Consider the following 17074-nt stretch of genomic DNA (forward strand, 5'->3'; position numbering starts at 1 on the left):
GCCGCACCGAAGGCGCCTCCGATCCGCCCAGCCCGGATCGCCCGATCCGGGGGGTGTGCCGGCTCGGCGTCAGGCGGCTTGCTGCGGTGTGGTGCTGGTGGGCTCGCCGCGCGCGTCGAGCGCGAGCTTGCTCGACAGCCACGCTCGCACGCGCTCGAGATGGATCGCCTCGTGCTGCTCGGCCACGCGGAACTCGGCGGCCATCTCGTCCTGGCCGTAGGCGATCGCCAGGTCGATGAGCATCCGCCAGCTGTCGTTGTCCGTGAGCTCGGCGACGAGCAATGCCTGCAGGCTCTGCCCGAGGTTGATCCTCGGCTCGACGGCGACCGCGAGGACGCCGGACGACGCCAGGCCGATGACGTCGGCGCCGGGCGTCATCGCGGTCGGATCGGCCCCGAGCCGCTCGATCGCGCGCTTCAGCAGCGCGAAGTGCCGGAGCTCGTCGTCGCGGATCGCCTCGAGGTCGGCGCGCGTCGGGCCCCCCTCGAAGGTCCCCTCCGCGTCGTGCTTGGCGATCAGCGCCTCGTAGAGGCGCGTGCCCGAGCGCTCGAACTGGAGGCGCTCGCCGAGCTTGTCGATGAGGAGCGCGGGGGGCCTGCCCTGGATGAGCTCCCCGGCCGCCTTGACGACCCCCTTGAGGCTCGCCGGCGGCGGCACGCTCCCGACCGTGCCCGACTCCCTCGCGTACTCGCTCCTGACCGCCGCGGCCTCGGCCTCGCTCCCGGGGGAGCTCGGCGGGATCGCCTGAGCAAACTCGATGAGCTCCTTGCTGTCGATGGGAGAGGTCGCGATGCCCGTGGTGTTGGTCCCCATCTTGATCTGTTTCATGGCGTCGCCTCCTTCTGTCCGTCGATCTTCTCGGCGCGCCGCGAGAGCTCGGTGCCCGGCGTGTACCGGTAGCCCGCGGCCACGATCTCGGAGGGGGAGCCGGCGGAGTTCATCTGCTGCCGGTAGGCGATCGTCGCGGCGCTCTCCGGGACGACCCGCGGATCGACGATGTCCTCGCCGACGGCGCGGAGCTGCACCTCCGTGGACAGCACGTCGCGCACGAACTGGCGGTGGCTCGTGTGGGAGACCGGGTCCGGGAGCGACGCGGGGAGGATCTCGGCCGCGTCGCGCCGCTCGATCCGGTTGAGGTGGTCGATGGCCACGTGGAGCTGCCCGAGCTCGTAGTCGAGGAACCGCTCCCAGATCCGCTTCACGCGGGTGTTCTGCTCTTGCTGGAGGCAGCTCCAGTAGTTGTAGACCTCGTTGGCCTCGTGGAGGACCCACTTCTCGAGCCAGGTCTCCTCGGGGTCGATGATCGCCTCGTACTGCGTGACGTGCTGCTCCTCGATCGAGGCGATCTCGGCGTAGAGCAGCCGCGCCACCGGATCCGTGAAGAACGGCCCGACGTTGACGTAGTAGTTGTGCGTCTGCTGCTCGGCCGCCATGATGGTGAGCGCGTTGAGCTTCGTGATCCCGTGCGCGGTCCGCCGGTCGTACGGCGCGCGCACGTCGTCCTCGGGCGCGCGGTGCTCCACCGCGGTCGGGCGCCCCGCCGTCACGTCGGTGTACGATTGCAGGATGTTGTTCGCGTCCTTGCCTTCCAGGCGGTCCAGGAGCGCCGAGTACCGATACAGGTGATCGTAGTCCTCGAGCATGCCGAAGCGATAGACCTGCGCGAGGTACGGGTCCGGCTCGGCGAGCGCCACGTGCGCGGTGATCTCGATCGCGACCTGCTCGTATCCGATGGTGGTCTCGAGCGGCGACTGATCCGGCGGGTTGAGCCAGTTCACCACCGTGGCCTGGTGGTGATCGACGCGGCGCACCTGGGCGAGCACGCGCCGCAGATCCCGGTTCATGCGCGCGAAGCTGTGCAGGAACCGCACGCTCTCGAGCTCGATGCCGTTCATCAGGATGACGCGCACCCGGGTGAACGCGTCGTCGTCGAGCTTGCTGAACGGCACCTGGACGAGATCACGCCAGTTGAACGACTGGCGGTCGAGCGGTGTCCCCCGCTCTCTCAGGAGATCAAGAGCCATGTTGCCCCTCCTCGCGCGTCGTGCTCGTGCGCCGATGAACGACCGCTGCGGCGGTACCTGAAGCCGCCGTCACCACGGCGCAAGCGTGGGCAACTCCCGAGAGGCCGGGTCCGCGCGCCGGCCTTTCCCACATGAATCCGCCAGACGCATGTGCGCGTCCGTGTCCGAGCTGTGCTAGAGCACGGCTCGTACTGAAGAGAGAGCAGAGCACCGGGGCCGCGGCGGCGCGCTGGCGGGCCGGTCGTGGAGGAGGTGTCGTGATCTCCAGCAGCGTCCCCGAGCTCCGGCTCCGCACCCGCAACGCCATGCCTGTCCGCGAGGGCGGCGACTACGTCCTTTACTGGATGATCGCGAGTCGCCGGACACGGTACAATTTCGGTCTGGAGCGCGCGATCGCCTGGTCGATGGCGCTCGATCGACCGCTCGTCGTGCTGGAGGCGCTGCGGTGCGGCTACCGCTGGGCGAGCGACAGGATCCATCGCTTCGTGATCGACGGCATGGCCGACAACGCGCGCCGCCTCGCGGCGGCCGGCGTCGCGCATCACCCCTACGTCGAGCCGGCCGAGGGGGACGGCAAGGGCCTGCTCGGCGCGCTCGCGGCGCGGGCGTGCGTGGTGGTCACGGACGACTACCCCTGCTTCTTCCTCCCGCGCATGGTCGCCTCGGCGGCGCGGCAGGCGCCGGTCCGCCTCGAGCAGGTGGACTCGAACGGCCTCTTGCCGATGCGCGCGGCCGATCGGGTGTTCACGACCGCGCGCTCGTTCCGCATCTTCTGGCAGCGGGTGATCGGCGAGCACCTCGGCGCGCAACCGGCGGCCGATCCGCTGAAGCGGGCGAAGCTCCGGCCTGCGGCTCCCCTCCCCCGCGCGATCGCGCGCAGGTGGCCGGCGGCCTCGCCGGCGCTCCTCGGGGGCGACCCTGCGGCGCTCTCCGCACTCCCGATCGATCACACCGTCCCGCCGGCGCCCTGCCGGGGCGGCCCGGAGGCGGCTGGCAAGGCGCTCGCGCGCTTCGTCGCGGACCGGCTGCCGCGCTACCTGGAAGAGCGCGATCACCCCGACGCCGGCGCGACGAGCGGCCTGTCGCCGTACCTGCACTTCGGCCACCTCGCGGCGCACGAGGTCTTCACCGCCGTCGCGCGGCGCGAAGCCTTCCGCGTCGAGCAGCTCGGCCGCCCCGGTGACGGCGTGAAGCGGCCGAGCGGCAGCCGCGAGGGGTTCTGGGGGATGAGCGCCTCGGCCGAGGCGTTCCTCGAGCAGCTCGTCACCTGGCGGGAGCTCGGGTTCAACGCCTTCGCGCTCGGGGCGAGCGAGGGAGACGGGCCGCGCCCCTCGTGGAAGCGCGATCCGACCGAGTACGAGTCGCTGCCGGACTGGGCGCTCGCCACGCTCGAGAAGCACGCGCGCGACAGGCGCCCGCGCGTCTACCCGATCGAGGCGCTCGCGGCGGGGGCGACCTACGACCGGATCTGGAACGCGTCGCAGGTCGAGCTGCTCCGCGAGGGGCGAATGCACAATTACCTCAGGATGCTCTGGGGCAAGAAGATCCTGGAGTGGTCGCGGACGCCGCGCGAGGCGCTCGAGGTCATGATCGAGCTCAACGACCGGTATGCGCTCGACGGCCGCGACCCGAACTCGATCTCGGGCATCTTCTGGGTGCTCGGCCGCTACGATCGGGCCTGGGGTCCAGAGCGGGAGATCTTCGGCACGATACGTTACATGTCGTCCGACAACACGGCCCGGAAGCTGCACCTCAAGGAGTATCTGGCGCGCTATACGCCGTAGCGCGCGCGGCCACCGGCGGCGCGGACGGCGCGCCCGGGGCAGCTCGCCCTCGGGGTTCCGGGAGGCGCGGCCCGGGGGCTCGCCCGCGGGGGTAGACCGGCGGGGCAGCCGGCGATGCAGGGTGACTCACCGCCGGCGGCGCCCGTGTGAACGGCGGCGCTGGACGCCGGCGGCGCGCTGGCGGCCGGGGCGCACGCGGGGTTCGACGCGGCCGCCGAGGTGAGCTATCGAGCGGCCGTGGATCTCCTCCGTGAATTTTTCAGCAGGCTGAGGGAGCTCGAGTCGCTGCTCCAGTGGGGCGGCTACCCCGTCCTGATGATCATCATCTTTGCCGAGACGGGGCTGCTCATCGGGTTCTTCCTGCCCGGGGACTCGCTGCTCGTCACCGCCGGGGTGCTGGTCAACGCGGGGCTCATCAACCCGCTCGGGTTACCGAACTTCCAGAACCTGCTCCTGATGAACGTCACGTTGATGGCGATGGCGATCATCGGCGACGCGGTGGGCTTCTCGATCGGGCGGCGCGCCGGCCCGAAGATCTTCACGCGCGAGCAGTCGCTCCTGTTCCGCAAGGATCACCTGATCGCGACGCAGAAGTTCTACGAGAAGCACGGCGGCAAGACGATCATCCTCGCGCGCTTCATGCCGTTCGCCCGGACGTTCGCGCCGGTCGTGGCGGGCGTGGGGCAGATGCAGTACCGGCGCTTCGCGATGTTCAACGTGGTGGGCGGCGTGCTCTGGGTCTTCTCGATGACCTTCCTCGGCTACTTCCTTGGCAAGGTCTTCGACGCCAAGCAGATCGAGCGGGTCGTCTACCTGATCATCTTCGTCTCCGTGGCGCCGGTGATCTTCGGGGCGATCAAGCACAGGCTCCAGCAGAAGAAGGACGCCGCGCGGATCGAGGCCGAGCCGTAGGCGCTCTCCGGCGGACGTCGCGAGCGGATCGCGTCGAGCACGTCATCGCGCAAGCCTCCCGGGTCGGGCGCTCGCGAGCGGCCACCGAGGCCGCCCGCCCCTTGTACTCCGCGCCACCTCCCCGCTACGCTCACCTCCCACCATGGCGCAGCAGCCCGCCGTCCCCTCCGGCGTCCCCGTTCCCGGCGACGTCCTTGCGGGCAAGTACCGCATCGAGCGCGTCCTCGGCGCGGGGGGCATGGGCGTGGTCTTCGCGGGCTGGGACGTCGTCCTGGAGCGCCGCGTCGCCGTCAAGCTCCTCCTCCCCGAGGCCGCCGCGCTCCCCGACGCCGGCGCTCGATTCCTCCGCGAGGCCCGCGCCGCCGCGGCCCTCGACGGGCAGCACATCGCGCGTGTCCTCGACATGGGCACGCTGGGCACCGGCGCCGCCTACATGGTGCTGGAGTACCTGACCGGCGACGATCTCGGCCAGGTGCTCCAGACCCGCGGCATCCTCCCGCTCGCCGACGCCGCCGACTACGTGCTCCAGGCCTGCGAGGCGATCGCCGAGGCCCACGCGCGCGGCATCATCCACCGCGATCTCAAGCCGAAGAACCTCTTCCTCACCCGCCGCCCCGACGGGACTCCCCTCCTCAAGGTCCTCGACTTCGGCCTGTCGAAGTTCACCGCCACGGGCGACTCTGTCAAAGAGGCGAGCCTGACCGCGACGGGCCTCATCATGGGCTCCATCCATTACATGTCGCCGGAGCAGATTCGCAGCCTGAAATACGCAGATGTGCGCACGGACATCTGGGCTCTCGGCGTGATCCTGTATCGCATGCTCACCGGGCGGCACCCGTTCGAGGGCGACAGCATCACCGCGGTCACGGCGGCCATCATCATGGATGCGCCCACCGCCGTCCTGGCCCTGCGGCCGGACCTTCCGCCCGCCGTCGGGGAGCTCGTGGGCCGGTGCCTTGCGAAGGACCCGGGCGCCCGCGTCCAGAGCGTCGCCGAGATCGGCCGCGTGCTCGCGCCTTTCGGGACGCAGCGCGGGCGGCTCTCGTTCGAGAGCATCGACAGGATCCTGCCGGAGCGTGCTTCCCGCGCCGGGTACCCGCCGGTGGGCGCTCCCCCCGCGGCGCCCGGCGCGCTCGGCGCGTCCTCGCCCGCGTGGCGTGGAGCGCCCGGAGCGGCCGAGGCCGCGACGGCGCCCATGCCGGACCGTCCGGACACGCCGTCGTCGTCCGGGGGCGAGGCGGCGGGCACGGCGCACGCGACGCTGCCGCACGCTTCCTGGGGCAACACGACGCGGACCCGGGCGCCGCGCAGCCGCGTGGCGCTGCTGGCAGGCGCCGCCGGCGCGCTCGTCCTGACCGGGATCTTCCTTGCGTGGCGGCTGACGCCGAGCGGGTCCCCGGACAGCGACTCGCCCGTGGCCTCATCGAGCGCAGCGCCCGAGAGCGGGCCGGCGTCCCCCGGCGCGGCCAGCGCCCCCGGCGCGGCCGGCGGGGTGACGGCGACCCCCACCGTTGCCGCGATGGAGACCGCGAGCGCTGCGATCGAGGCCACCGCAGCGCCGGTCGCGAGCGCCCTCCCGGACGCCAGCGTGAAGGCAGCGGCATCGTCGACAGCGGCGACACCGCCGGTGAAGCCGAGCGCGAACGCTGTGAGCACGGCCAGACCGCCGTCGTCCTCACAGGTCAAGACGCAGATCAAGACCGAGGATCCTTGGAACAAATGGGACTGAGACGAACAAGAGGTACTCGCGCGATGCGCTGCGCCGCCCTGTGCGCCGCCCTCTGCGCGATGAGCCGCTCGGCTTCCGCGCAGCCCAACGATCCGAAGGCCCAGGCCCAGGAGCTCTTCGAGCAGGGCCGCGCAGCGGTCGAAGCGCGAGGCTGCGCGCACGCGATTCCGCTCTTCCGCCGCAGCCAGGCGACCTATCCGTCGCGCGGCACGCTGCTCAACCTGGCCCAGTGTGAAGCGGACCTCGGGCGCGTGGCGAGCGCGTGGCAGCACTTCAAGGAGCTGCTCACCCAGCTGACGCCCGGCGATCCCCGGTTGGCCATCACCCAGCAGCGCATCAGGGAGCTCGAGCCGCGCGTGCCCAGGCTGGTCATCGAGCTCCCGGCGGGCGCACCGGCGCCGACGGAGCTGCTCCTCGATCAAGCGCCGCTGCCGCAGGCCAGCATCGGCAGCGAGCTCCCGCTCGACCCCGGGAACCATGCCGTCGTCGCGCGATGGCCCGGCGGCCGGCAGACCGACGCGCCCGTGACCCTCGCGGAGGGCGCGCGCAACGTCGTGCGCCTCGATCCGCCGCAGGCCGCCGCGCCGCCTCCGGTCCCCGTACCCGACGCGCCGCAGGACCCCGCGATCTCCTCGGTGCCGCCCCCCACCCCCGCCGCTCCCTCGAGCTTCAAGCGCACGCTCGGCTTCGTCATCGGCGGCGTCGGTGCCGCGGCCGTGGGCGGGAGCCTCATCACGGGCGGGCTCGCGCTCGGCACGAAGGGCGATCTCGAGAAGGAATGCCCGGATCCCTCGCGGTGCAGCGACGACGGCATGTCCCTCAGCTCGCGGGGCCAGACGCTCACCACCACGAGCACCGTGCTCGGCGCGGTCGGCCTCGTCGGCATCGGCGCTGGCCTGGTGCTCCTCCTGACGTCGCCGGAGCAGCGCAGCTCGGTCTCCCTCGCGCCCGCGATCCTGCCCGGCGGCGGCGGCGCGCTGCTGCGCAGCCGCTTCTGAGGGCCCGGAGCGCCCCGGCGGGCCGGCCAGGTGCTCCAATCCTCAATAGTTCCTTATACTTGACGGCATCGTAAAAAAAGATCGCCCGGCGTGTCGATCCCGCGTACCGCCGTTCGTCGTGACGATGAAGCCACGGTTCGCCCCGGGCAAGAGACCCTCCGGAGCCCAGCTCCACCAAGGAAGCAAGGAGACACGACCATGCGATTCATCATCCTGATCAAGGCCACCAAGGACAGCGAGGCGGGCGTCATGCCGAGCGAGCAGCTCCTCACCGAGATGGGGAAGTTCAATGAAGAGCTCGTCAAGGCCGGCGTGATGGTCGCGGGCGAGGGGCTCCACCCGAGCGCGAAGGGCGCGCGCATCCGGTTCTCGGGCGACAAGAGGACCGTCATCGACGGGCCCTTCACCGAGACGAAGGAGCTGATCGCGGGCTTCTGGATCTGGGACGTGAAGTCGAAGGAAGAGGCGATCGAGTGGGTGAAGCGCTGTCCCAACCCCATGCTCGAGGAGTCCGAGATCGAGATTCGCCAGGTGCTCACGCCGGACGACTTCGGTCCTGCGCTCACGCCCGAGCTCAGGGAGCAGGAGGAGCGCCTGCGCGCGCAGGGGGCCCAGAAGAAGTAGCCTCGGCGCGCCTCGGGGGCATGCGCCGGCGCGGGGGGCTTGCGCCGGCGGCGGAAGGTGTTCTGATCGGGCGCCGTGACGGCCCCCGAGGTGCATCGCGCCATCCACGCGGTCTTCCGCATCGAGTCGGCCAGGCTCATCGCCGGTCTCGCGCGGATGGTGCGCGACGTCGGCCTCGCCGAGGAGCTCGCGCAGGACGCGCTCGTCACCGCGCTCGAGCGGTGGCCGGAGTCGGGGGTCCCGGAGAAGCCGGGCGCCTGGCTCATGGCCACCGCGAAGCGCCGCGCGATCGACGAGCTCCGCCGGAGCAAGCGGCTCGAGCGCAAGCACGAGGAGCTCGGCCACGAGATCGAGGCCCAGCACGCGCTGGCCGCGCCGGATCTGGACGCCGCGCTCGACGATGACGTCGGCGACGACCTCCTGCGCCTCGTGTTCACGGCCTGCCATCCGGTCCTCTCGACCGAGGCGCAGGTCGCGCTCACGCTCCGCCTGCTCGGAGGGCTGACGACCGAGGAGATCGCGCGCGCGTTCCTCGTCCCGGAGCCGACCGTCGCCCAGCGGATCGTCCGCGCCAAGCGGACCCTCGCCGAGGCGCGCGTCCCCTTCGAGGTCCCCCGCGGGGCCGAGCTCGCGCCCCGCCTCTCGTCGGTGCTCCAGGTCATCTACCTGGTCTTCAACGAGGGCTACTCGGCGACGGCCGGCGGCGACTGGATGCGGCCTGCCCTCTGCGAGGACGCGCTCCGCCTCGGCCGCATCCTGGCCGAGCTCGCGCCGAAGGAGCCGGAGGTCCACGGCCTCGTCGCGCTGATGGAGATCCAGGCCTCGCGCTCCAGGGCGCGGGTCGGACCGTCGGGAGAGCCCATCCTGCTCCTGGCTCAGAACCGCGCGCGCTGGGATCACCTGCTGATCCGCCGCGGCCTCGCGGCGCTCGAGCGCGCCGAGGCGCTCGGCGGCGCGCGCGGTCCCTACGCGCTCCAGGCCGCGATCGCCGCCTGCCACGCGCGCGCGCGCGCCGCGGAGGAGACGGACTGGGCGCGCATCGCGGCGCTCTATGCGTCGCTCGCCCAGGTCACGCCGTCGCCCGTCGTCGAGCTGAACCGCGCCGTCGCGCTCTCGATGGCGTTCGGCCCGGCGGCGGGCCTCGCCGTCGTCGACGCGCTGACCTCGGAGCGCTCCCTCGAGAGCTACCACCTCTTGCCGAGCGTGCGCGGCGACCTCCTCGCGAAGCTCGGCCGCCTCGACGAGGCGCGCGCGGAGCTCGAGCGCGCGGCGTCGCTCACGCGCAACGCGCGTGAGCGCGACCTGCTCCTCGCGCGCGCCGCCGCGTGCGCGGGCGGCTCCTCGGCGCCGCCGTCGCGAGGATAACGCTGGGGCCGCCGCCTCGCGCTCGAGGTCCTCAGCCCGAGAGCCGTTGATCCGCGACGTCGAGCGCCGCGTCGAGCGCCGCGATCCCCTCGTCGATCTCGGCCTCGCTGATGATGAGCGGCGGCGCCACGAGCAGGTGGCTCACCCACCCCATGAGGGACACTCCGCGCTTCGCCGCCTCGGCGACCACCGCGTCGACCACCAGGGGCCGCCGAGCTGCCTTGTCCTGCGGCACGTTGAACGGCTCCTTGGTCGCGCGGTCCTTCACGAGCTCCACCGCCCAGAACAGGCCGATCCCGCGCACGTCGCCGATCGAGGGGTGCTTCTCCTTCAGGGCGCGGAGCTTCGCGCCCACGACGTCTCCCATCCTCGTCGCGCGGTCGAGGAGGTCCAGCCGGCGATACTCGTCAATCGCGGCGATCACCGGGGCCAGCGTGAGGGGGTGGGCCTCGTAGGTGTGGCCGTGCGCGAACATGTTGTCGTCGAAGTAGTCCGCGATCGCGCGGGAGGTCGCGACGACTCCGAGCGGCGCGGCCGCGTTCGTGACGCCCTTCGCGGTCGTCAGGATATCCGGCACCACGCCCCAGTGATCGACCGCAAACCACTTTCCGGTCCTGCCCCAGCCGCTCATCACCTCGTCGGCGATGAGGAGCACGCCGCGTTTCCGCGCGACCTCGGCGATCTTCGGCAGGTAGTCGGCCGGCGGGATGAGGACGCCGTTCGTGCCCACGACCGGCTCGACGATCACCGCCGCGACGTTCTCTTCGTGATCGATCATGTAAGCCAGGTAGTCGGCGCACGCGACGCCGCACTCGGGGTGGCTCCGGCCGAGCGGGCAGCGGTAGCAGTTCACCTCCGGGCCGAACACCACGCCCGGGATCTTGCCGGCCGGCTCGATGAACCAGCGGCGAAAGTCGCCGGTCGCCGCGACCGAGCCCGCGGTGGACCCGTGGTACGACGTGTAGCGCGCGATGATCTTGTGCTTGCCGGTGTAGAGCCGGGCCATCTTGAACGCCGCCTCGTTCGCCTCCGTGCCCGACGTCGCGAAGAAGAACTTGTCGAGCCCCTTCGGCATCACCTCCAGGAGCTTCTGCGCCACCCTGGCCCGCACCTCGCACGTGTGCGCCGGGCTGATGTAGGCGAGCTGCCTCGCCTGCGCGCAGATGGCCTCGATCACGGCCTCGTTCTGGTGGCCGAGGTTCGAGCAGATGAGCTGCGAGGATAGGTCCAGGTAGCGCTTCCCGGACGCGTCCCAGAACGCGCAGCCCTCCGCGCGGGTGACATGGATCGGCTTCCAGCCGCGCTGGGCGCGCCAGGTGCCGTACGTGTGCTTCGTGGTCAGCTCGACGATGTCATCGCTCATGGCAACCTTCGCGGTTCGAGGAGGCGCTCAGCGTAGAGGGTGATCAGACCTCCTCGCACGCGAATTCCCCGGCGCCGCTCGCCCGCTCCCGCGCGCCGCGCCCGCGATTCCGTGCAGCGCGCCCGCGATTCCGCGCGGCGCTTCGCCGTCGCAACCGCGATGCTCGGACGGATCGAGCGCGCTCGCGGCGCCGCGCGCGATCCCGTCACCAAGGACGGTCGTGATCCGTCCCTGAGCGGGCGAGCTCGCCGCCACGCCGGTCGCTTGACATATTAGAGCTCACTAATATGATGCGGCGCATGACCGCGAGCCATGAACCCCCCGCTCCTCCCCCTGTTTCGCCCTACCTGACGGTCGACGACGCCCGCGCGGCCATCGCCTTCTACCAGCGCGCGTTCGGCGCGACGGTGGTGGCCGAACAGCCGACGCCGGACGGCAAGAAGCTCATCCACGCGGCCCTCCTGGTGAACGGCGGCCTCGTGATGCTCAGCGACGATTTCCCGGAGCAGTGCGGCGGGGTGAGCCGCACGCCGAAGGCGTTCGGCGGCACCGCGGTGACGCTCCACCTCGATCTGCCCGACGTCGACGCGACGTGGAAGAGCGCGGTCGAGGCGGGCGCCAGCGTCGAGATGCCGCTCGCGGATATGTTCTGGGGCGACCGATACGGCATCGTGACCGACCCGTTCGGCCACCGCTGGTCGCTCGCGACGCGGAAGAAGCCGGCCACGCAGGAGGAGCTGGACGCCGGCGCCAAGAAGCAGTTCCCCGCGGCGACGTGACGTGGCGCGAGGTGACGTGAGGTGACGAACACGCGCTCCCCGGACGAGACGTTCCGCGCGATCGCGGACCCCACGCGGCGCGCGATCCTCGACGCGCTGGCCGGCGGGGAGCGCTCGGTCACCGAGCTGTGCGCGATGTTCGACGTGACCCAGTCGGCGATCTCGCAGCACCTCAGGGTGCTGCGGGACGCCGGGCTCGTCGCGCCCCGCCGGGAGGGGCGCTCGCGGCTCTACCACGTGGAGGCCGCGCCGCTGCGCGCGGTCCACGACTGGGCCGCTCACTACGAGCGATTCTGGGCGAAGAAGCTCGACGCGCTCGGCGCGCTGCTCGATCGCGAGGCGGACATCGCGCGCAGAGGGGGCAGATCATGAGCCGCCGCGGCAGGCGCGAAAGCCGAGCGGGCCGCCGGCTCTCTGGCGCGAGGACGGATCAATCCACCGGCAGATCAGGGTCGGAGCGAGCTGACCGCCTCCGCGTGGGTCGGGGGCTGCTCGAAGGACGTGGGCGCGAAGAGCGCCGCCCGCTCGCGGATTCGCACGAACGGACTCTCGCGCCCTTCGCCGTCACGCTCGATCAGCTCGACCGTCTCGACGAGCTTGCCCTCTCCATACTGGTACTGCTGCGTGATGCGGTAGGCATTGAACGGAGCAAAGGAGCTGACGTCGCGCGCGCGCATCTCCAGCTGGCTGCGCCGGAACTCCGGATCCGCCCGCCCCTCGCCGTCTCCCAGGGTCGAGCGGATGATCACCGGCACGTCCGAGCCCCGCATCGCTCCGACCTCGAGCGCGAAATGAAGCACCTGATCTCGAGGTCCGGCCGATCCGTCGTAGCCGGGGTGCCGCCGGTGCATCTGCTTGATGGAGTCCCAGCGCCCCCTGTAACGCCGCTGAACCACGGAGAAATCGTAGTCGGACTCGGGCGTCCGGACCCACTGCCCCTCCGCGAAGCGCTCGCTCTCCCCCCGGCCGACCCAGACGAGCGTCACCTCAGGCTCGGCCACGGCCGTGGTCATCGGGGGCAGGGACGACGGCGGCAGACCCCCGCAGCCGCTTGCTGCTGCCGTCGAGAAGGACACCACGAGGGCGCGTGCGAGCTTCATTTCTCTCTCCTCCTTGTTGATGGAACGGGCGTGTCGTCGATCTCGAGATTGCCGATCATGGCGGCGAGGACACGCCTCGTGGTCTCCAGTTCTGCGGCCGGAATGCCCCGCGTCGCGCGGCGCTCCACCTCGACCACCACGTCCTGTACCCAGTCGTGCTCCGCGATCTGAGGCGAGCAGCGCACGCGGAAGGCGCGCGCGTCGCTCTCGTCGGGGTTCCTCTCGACGAGCCCCTTCTTTTCGAGGCGGCCGACGAGGGCCGACAGCGACGCGGCTGTGATCTGCAGGCGCTCGGCGAGCTCGCGCTGGGTGAGCCCCACGCGCTCTCCGAGCAGCGCGCCGATCAGGCGGAACTCCGCGAGCGTTACCCCCCGCTCGGCGAGGCGCTCCTGAATCAGCTGCAAGGCGGTGCGATCCACGCGAGCGATCCGCGCGAGCAGCAGCGTGGTGAAGACGGTCAGCGTGTCGGTCACCCAATAGTTAGTAAGGCTAACTAATATTGTCAAGTGGGATCGTAGGGCCGGGAGAGCCCCCTCGCCGGGCCGGTGCGTGCGGCGAGGGGGCGGCGCCCGGTCCTCGACATCGCCTCTACTTCCGGTTCCGGTTCCGGTTCCGGGTGCGCGAGCGCCAGCAGGTCGGCGGGCCCCTGGGGCGGTGAGAGAGGCGCCCTCGCGCGAGTTGCGCGAGCGCTCGCGCAACTCGCGCGAGGACGCGCACAACGGACCTCTCGAGGACCGCCATCGCCGGCCATTTCGCGTGCCCGCAGCGCTGGCGCGGGACCTGCTCTGGGGGAGGGAGACGACAGACGACGGACCGCGCGGCACGCCGCTGCCGCGGTTCCGCGGCCTCAAGGGACCCGAAGGAGGTCTGCGCACATGACTGGACAACTCACCACGATCGGTGTTTCGAGGACGAACCAGGGGACGATGGCAGGAGGCGCAACGAGGAGCGACGCGCGCGCGTTTCTGGCGCGGGTCGAGGCGGACGAGCGCCTCGCGGAGAAGATGGCCGAGGCCGATGGGGATATGACGCGCATCCTCACGATCGCCGCCGAGGCGGGCTGCCCGTGCACCGTGCAGGAGCTCGCGAGGGCGTACGAGGAGCACGTGCGCGCGCAGCCCGGCGCGTCGGCCTATGACTTCGGGTATCCGGTGGTCTATCTCAGCCTCCGTGCTCCTTCGGACCTGAGCCACGCGGCGGTGTACCTGAGCCTCCGCGCTCCTTCGAGCTCCGGCGCCCAGCTGTCTTCCTGAACGACGCCCGCGCGCCCCCGATCGCGGAACGCCGGCGCCCCTCCCGACGCTCACGCCAGGTGTCGGGTCGGGCCGCCGGCGTCCGCTCTCGCAAGGGTGCGCGATCCCGACGGCGGCGTTCGCGGCAGACGCGGACGGGGCGCCGTCCTCATCGTCGCGACCTCAACTGCAAACGACGGCTCTGCGCTCCAAGGAGAACTGGCCATGATCCGATCCCCCGGTCCGAAAGGGCACCCTCTGCACGGCTCCTGGCCGGAGTTCCGTGCGGATCCCCTCGCCTTCCTGCTGGACGGCACGCTGGCGCACGGCGATTTCTTCCAGTTCCGGCTGGGGCTGAAGAAGTGCTTTGCCGTCGCGGATCCGGCCGCGATCCACAGGATATTCGTGGATCGGGAGGGCTTCACGGACAAGACGCCGCCGCACCGGATGCAGGACGCCTATCCGCGGAGCGTCGCCCGCCTCGAGGGGGGTGAGCACCTGGAACGCCGGAGGGCGCTCGCACCGGCGTTTCATCGGGAGGCGCTCCTCGCGCGCGCCGAGGGCGCCGCGCGCGTGGTGCGCGAGGCGCTCGCGCGGCTGCGCACAGGCGAGGCGCGCGCGGTGCTGCCGGTGCTCGAGGACGTCGCCCTGCGGAGCGCGTCGATGCTGCTGCTCGGGGAGTCGGGAGAGCAGGTCGTGGAGCGCATCGCGACCGAGCTGCCCCGGGTGGAAGCGTGGCTCGGGCACGCCGCAGACGACGAGATAGCCTATGGCCAGGCGAGGGAAGCGCTCGCGGCGTCCATCCTGGCGGCGGCAGAGCACCGCAGGGCGGCCGGGAACCGCGGGACGACCGACCTGCTGGATCCGCTCGTACGCGCGGTGGACGCCGGCCAGATCGACGAACAAGCGTTGATCGACGAGGTCGTGATGATGCTGGTGACGCATGTGCCGACGGCCGCGGCGTCGGCATGGGCGCTCTACGAGCTCGCGCGGCGCCCGGACGTGCGAAGGAGCCTCGAGGAGGAGCTCGACGGGATCGGCGCGCAGGGGATGGGCGCGCAGGGAGCGGAGGTGGAGCGCGCATCGATCCTGTCGGCGGTGGTGCAGGAGACCTTGCGACTGCACCCGCCCGTATGGGTGCTGGCGCGCGAGGCGCGGAGGGAGTTCCGCCATGGGCCGCACGCGGTGAGCGCGGGAGACGAGGTCCTCGTGAGCCCGTATGTCATGCAGCGGCTTCCGCAGTACTGGAAGCGCCCGGAGGCGTTCCTCCCGGAGCGTTTCGAGCCGGGCTCGCCATGGCACGAGGAGCGCCCGCCTTCGGCGTTCCTTCCCTTCGGGCTCGGCATGCGCAAGTGCATCGGCGAGCGGACCGCCGTGCTGCAGATGAAGCTCATGCTGGCGGCGCTGGTGCGGGAGTTCCGGTTCGACCTGCCCGCAGGGTACGAAGCGGGCGCAGGCGGCCGGCGGGCCCTCGTGCCGCGGGATGGGCTGCCGCTCGTCGTGGAGCGCCGCCGGAGGCCGGATCGGCGTCCCCGCGAGCACGAGCTGACGGGATGAAGGCCAGAGCGCGCCGCCGGCCGGCCGCGCGCAAGGAGACCCGGTGAGCAACGCTCAGGAGAAGCCCATGGGGCACCGCCCTGCCGGCTGCGGCGCGGCGGGCCGGAGCGCCGGCTCCGCCGCCGGGCTGCCCTGGACCGCAGCCGGGCGACCTTCCGCCCTCGCTCGCTCGCGCTTCCCTTCCAGGATCATCGCCACATCCCCGCTCGGCCCCATGGTGAGCCCGCGGCGCACGTGGTGAATGGGCGCCTGGCTCTCGAGCCGGAGCCGGTATCTCCCGAGGATCGTGCCGAGGGCGACCTTCATCTCGTACATCGCGAACGCCGCGCCCAGGCACCGGCGGGCGCCGCCGCCAAACGCGATGAACTCGAAGGGTGTGAATTTCCGATCGAGGAACCGCGAAGGGCGGAATCGCTCCGGCGACGGGTAGAGATCCTCGCGGCCGTGCAGGAGCAGCGGCGAGGCGGCGATCGCCTCGCCGGCCGGGATGGTATAGCCCTTGAGCTGGAACGGCCTTTTCACGACGCGGGCCACGTCCACCACCGGCGGGTGGAGGCGGAGCGCCTCCAGGCACACCGCCTCCAGGTACGGCAGCGACGCGAGCGCGTCCGCCTCGGGCGCGGGACCGAGCGCGTCGAGCTCGTCGAGGAGGCGCGCGAGCACGGCCGGCTCGCGGTGCAGCCAGTACATCGCCCACCCGAGCGACATGGCCGTCGTCTCGTGGCCAGCGAACAGGAGCGCCCGGAGCTGGTCCGCGATCTCGACGTCGCTCATGCCCGCGCCGTCGTCGTGGCGGGCGCTCATCATCAGGCCCAGGATGTCCTGCGACGCGTCGCCCTCCGCGCGCCTTGCCCGGATCTCCTCGAAGAGCAGCGCGTCGAGCGCCCTGGCCGCGCGCTTGTGGCGCGCGTAGGGGCCGAAGCCGGCGAAGTCGCGGCGGAGCGCAGGGATGATCATGAAGCTCGGGCTCAGCGACTCGATGAGCCCGAGCACGGCCTCGCGGGTCCTGCCGACGCGCGCCTCGCCCCGCACGCCGAAGACCACGCGGACGATCACGTCGAGCGCGATCGCCTGGGTCGCCGCGAGCATCGAGAACGAGCGGCCCGGCCGCCACCGCGACGCCACGTCCAGGCTGATCTCCGCGATCGCGCCGCCATAACCCCGCATCGCGCCGGCGCTGAACGGCGGGGCGATCAGCCGCCGATCGCGCCGGTGGCGCGCGCCCGCCGTCACGACCACCGACGAGGTCCCGAAGACCGGCTCCGTCAGCTGGACACCCCAGACATCGAACTCGTCGGGGTCGGCCGTGTAGACCGCGCGGATCGCCTCCGGATCGCCCGTGATGGTCAGTATCCCGTTCGGCGACCTCAGACGAAACGTGGGGCCGTACTCGGCGGCGTAACGCCTGAAGACGGGCTCGGAGGAGATGAATCCTGCGCGAATGGTATCCAGAAGGCTGAGCGACTTCGGCCCGGGCGGCAGATTTCCCATCGAGCTGCTCCGTAAGTGAACGAGGGTTGTCGGGATGTCCCCGGCCGGAGAAGACCAGGGCGCCGGGGACATTCCGACACGCGGACCGGCTTTCGGTTCCCTCGGTCCCGTCGGTT

Annotated in this window: 16 protein-coding genes; 10 read left to right on the top strand and 6 right to left on the bottom strand. The window is 71.5% G+C overall.

The annotated features are described in order from the left end of the window. Nucleotides 1-69: 69 nt before the first annotated feature. Both WMF11_RS35410 and WMF11_RS35415 read right to left on the bottom strand, forming a co-directional pair. A complete protein-coding gene (locus WMF11_RS35410) occupies nucleotides 70-828 on the bottom strand; it encodes a ferritin-like domain-containing protein (protein WP_437973867.1) in 759 nt (252 codons plus the stop codon). Further along, the gene (locus tag WMF11_RS35415; protein WP_437973868.1) at nucleotides 825-2024 is read right to left on the bottom strand and encodes a hypothetical protein; all 1200 of its coding nucleotides are present in this window, start codon (nucleotides 2022-2024) and stop codon (nucleotides 825-827) included. Before WMF11_RS35415 ends, WMF11_RS35410 begins: the two co-directional genes overlap by 4 nt. Nucleotides 2025-2281: 257 nt before the next feature. Here WMF11_RS35415 and WMF11_RS35420 point away from each other — a divergent pair, with 257 nt between their 5' ends. The 6 genes from WMF11_RS35420 to WMF11_RS35445 all read left to right on the top strand — a co-directional run bounded on the left by WMF11_RS35420 (nucleotide 2282) and on the right by WMF11_RS35445 (nucleotide 9436). Next, nucleotides 2282-3808: a deoxyribodipyrimidine photolyase gene (locus WMF11_RS35420; protein ID WP_437973869.1), complete on the top strand. Its 1527-nt coding sequence runs from the start codon at nucleotides 2282-2284 to the stop codon at nucleotides 3806-3808. A 219-nt stretch (nucleotides 3809-4027) separates the two neighbouring features. Beyond that, on the top strand, nucleotides 4028-4720 hold the full coding sequence (locus WMF11_RS35425; protein ID WP_437911057.1) for a VTT domain-containing protein: 693 nt from the start codon (nucleotides 4028-4030) through the stop codon (nucleotides 4718-4720). A gap of 142 nt (nucleotides 4721-4862) precedes the next feature. Then, nucleotides 4863-6449 carry a serine/threonine-protein kinase gene (locus WMF11_RS35430; RefSeq protein ID WP_437973870.1) on the top strand — a complete coding sequence of 529 codons (1587 nt, stop codon included), beginning with the start codon at nucleotides 4863-4865 and terminating at the stop codon, nucleotides 6447-6449. 23 nt (nucleotides 6450-6472) lie between these two features. After that, a complete protein-coding gene (locus WMF11_RS35435) occupies nucleotides 6473-7447 on the top strand; it encodes a tetratricopeptide repeat protein (RefSeq protein WP_437973871.1) in 975 nt (324 codons plus the stop codon). A gap of 198 nt (nucleotides 7448-7645) precedes the next feature. Further along, the gene (locus tag WMF11_RS35440; RefSeq protein WP_437973872.1) at nucleotides 7646-8071 is read left to right on the top strand and encodes a YciI family protein; all 426 of its coding nucleotides are present in this window, start codon (nucleotides 7646-7648) and stop codon (nucleotides 8069-8071) included. 75 nt (nucleotides 8072-8146) lie between these two features. Continuing rightward, nucleotides 8147-9436, top strand: coding sequence for an RNA polymerase sigma factor (locus WMF11_RS35445; RefSeq protein ID WP_437973873.1), 1290 nt, complete (start codon nucleotides 8147-8149; stop codon nucleotides 9434-9436). A 31-nt stretch (nucleotides 9437-9467) separates the two neighbouring features. Here WMF11_RS35445 and WMF11_RS35450 read toward each other — a convergent pair whose 3' ends face one another. Further along, nucleotides 9468-10799: an aminotransferase family protein gene (locus tag WMF11_RS35450; RefSeq protein ID WP_437973874.1), complete on the bottom strand. Its 1332-nt coding sequence runs from the start codon at nucleotides 10797-10799 to the stop codon at nucleotides 9468-9470. A 299-nt stretch (nucleotides 10800-11098) separates the two neighbouring features. Here WMF11_RS35450 and WMF11_RS35455 point away from each other — a divergent pair, with 299 nt between their 5' ends. After that, complete coding sequence (locus tag WMF11_RS35455; protein ID WP_437973875.1) at nucleotides 11099-11578, top strand: VOC family protein; 480 nt, start codon at nucleotides 11099-11101, stop codon at nucleotides 11576-11578. A 21-nt stretch (nucleotides 11579-11599) separates the two neighbouring features. Continuing rightward, complete coding sequence (locus WMF11_RS35460; RefSeq protein WP_437973876.1) at nucleotides 11600-11950, top strand: ArsR/SmtB family transcription factor; 351 nt, start codon at nucleotides 11600-11602, stop codon at nucleotides 11948-11950. A 74-nt stretch (nucleotides 11951-12024) separates the two neighbouring features. On the opposite strand, the gene WMF11_RS35465 is transcribed toward WMF11_RS35460, so the two are convergent. Further along, nucleotides 12025-12678, bottom strand: a complete 654-nt coding sequence (locus tag WMF11_RS35465; protein ID WP_437543778.1) for a hypothetical protein — start codon at nucleotides 12676-12678, stop codon at nucleotides 12025-12027. Then, complete coding sequence (locus WMF11_RS35470; RefSeq protein ID WP_437973877.1) at nucleotides 12675-13184, bottom strand: MarR family winged helix-turn-helix transcriptional regulator; 510 nt, start codon at nucleotides 13182-13184, stop codon at nucleotides 12675-12677. The genes WMF11_RS35465 and WMF11_RS35470 overlap by 4 nt, the downstream gene beginning before the upstream one ends. Before the next feature lie 369 nt (nucleotides 13185-13553). Between WMF11_RS35470 and WMF11_RS35475 the strand changes: the two genes are divergently transcribed. Together WMF11_RS35475 and WMF11_RS35480 are read left to right on the top strand one after the other, a co-directional pair. Then, nucleotides 13554-13931, top strand: coding sequence for a Nif11-like leader peptide family RiPP precursor (locus WMF11_RS35475; RefSeq protein WP_437973878.1), 378 nt, complete (start codon nucleotides 13554-13556; stop codon nucleotides 13929-13931). 204 nt (nucleotides 13932-14135) lie between these two features. After that, on the top strand, nucleotides 14136-15467 hold the full coding sequence (locus tag WMF11_RS35480) for a cytochrome P450 (protein WP_437973879.1): 1332 nt from the start codon (nucleotides 14136-14138) through the stop codon (nucleotides 15465-15467). Between the two features lie 54 nt (nucleotides 15468-15521). Here WMF11_RS35480 and WMF11_RS35485 read toward each other — a convergent pair whose 3' ends face one another. After that, a complete protein-coding gene (locus WMF11_RS35485) occupies nucleotides 15522-16958 on the bottom strand; it encodes a cytochrome P450 (RefSeq protein WP_437973880.1) in 1437 nt (478 codons plus the stop codon). Nucleotides 16959-17074 lie beyond the last annotated feature (116 nt).

The organism is Sorangium sp. So ce295, assembly GCF_051527405.1.
In the GTDB taxonomy this organism is placed as follows: domain Bacteria; phylum Myxococcota_A; class Polyangia; order Polyangiales; family Polyangiaceae; genus Sorangium; species Sorangium cellulosum_B.

Coding starts and splice junctions, on each gene's coding strand:
- WMF11_RS35410 (WP_437973867.1), bottom strand. CDS start 828: ATGAAACAGATCAAGATGGGGACCAACACCACGGGCATCGCGACCTCT.
- WMF11_RS35415 (WP_437973868.1), bottom strand. CDS start 2,024: ATGGCTCTTGATCTCCTGAGAGAGCGGGGGACACCGCTCGACCGCCAG.
- WMF11_RS35430 (WP_437973870.1), top strand. CDS start 4,863: ATGGCGCAGCAGCCCGCCGTCCCCTCCGGCGTCCCCGTTCCCGGCGAC.
- WMF11_RS35435 (WP_437973871.1), top strand. CDS start 6,473: ATGCGCTGCGCCGCCCTGTGCGCCGCCCTCTGCGCGATGAGCCGCTCG.
- WMF11_RS35440 (WP_437973872.1), top strand. CDS start 7,646: ATGCGATTCATCATCCTGATCAAGGCCACCAAGGACAGCGAGGCGGGC.
- WMF11_RS35450 (WP_437973874.1), bottom strand. CDS start 10,799: ATGAGCGATGACATCGTCGAGCTGACCACGAAGCACACGTACGGCACC.
- WMF11_RS35455 (WP_437973875.1), top strand. CDS start 11,099: ATGACCGCGAGCCATGAACCCCCCGCTCCTCCCCCTGTTTCGCCCTAC.
- WMF11_RS35465 (WP_437543778.1), bottom strand. CDS start 12,678: ATGAAGCTCGCACGCGCCCTCGTGGTGTCCTTCTCGACGGCAGCAGCA.
- WMF11_RS35475 (WP_437973878.1), top strand. CDS start 13,554: ATGACTGGACAACTCACCACGATCGGTGTTTCGAGGACGAACCAGGGG.
- WMF11_RS35480 (WP_437973879.1), top strand. CDS start 14,136: ATGATCCGATCCCCCGGTCCGAAAGGGCACCCTCTGCACGGCTCCTGG.
- WMF11_RS35485 (WP_437973880.1), bottom strand. CDS start 16,958: ATGGGAAATCTGCCGCCCGGGCCGAAGTCGCTCAGCCTTCTGGATACC.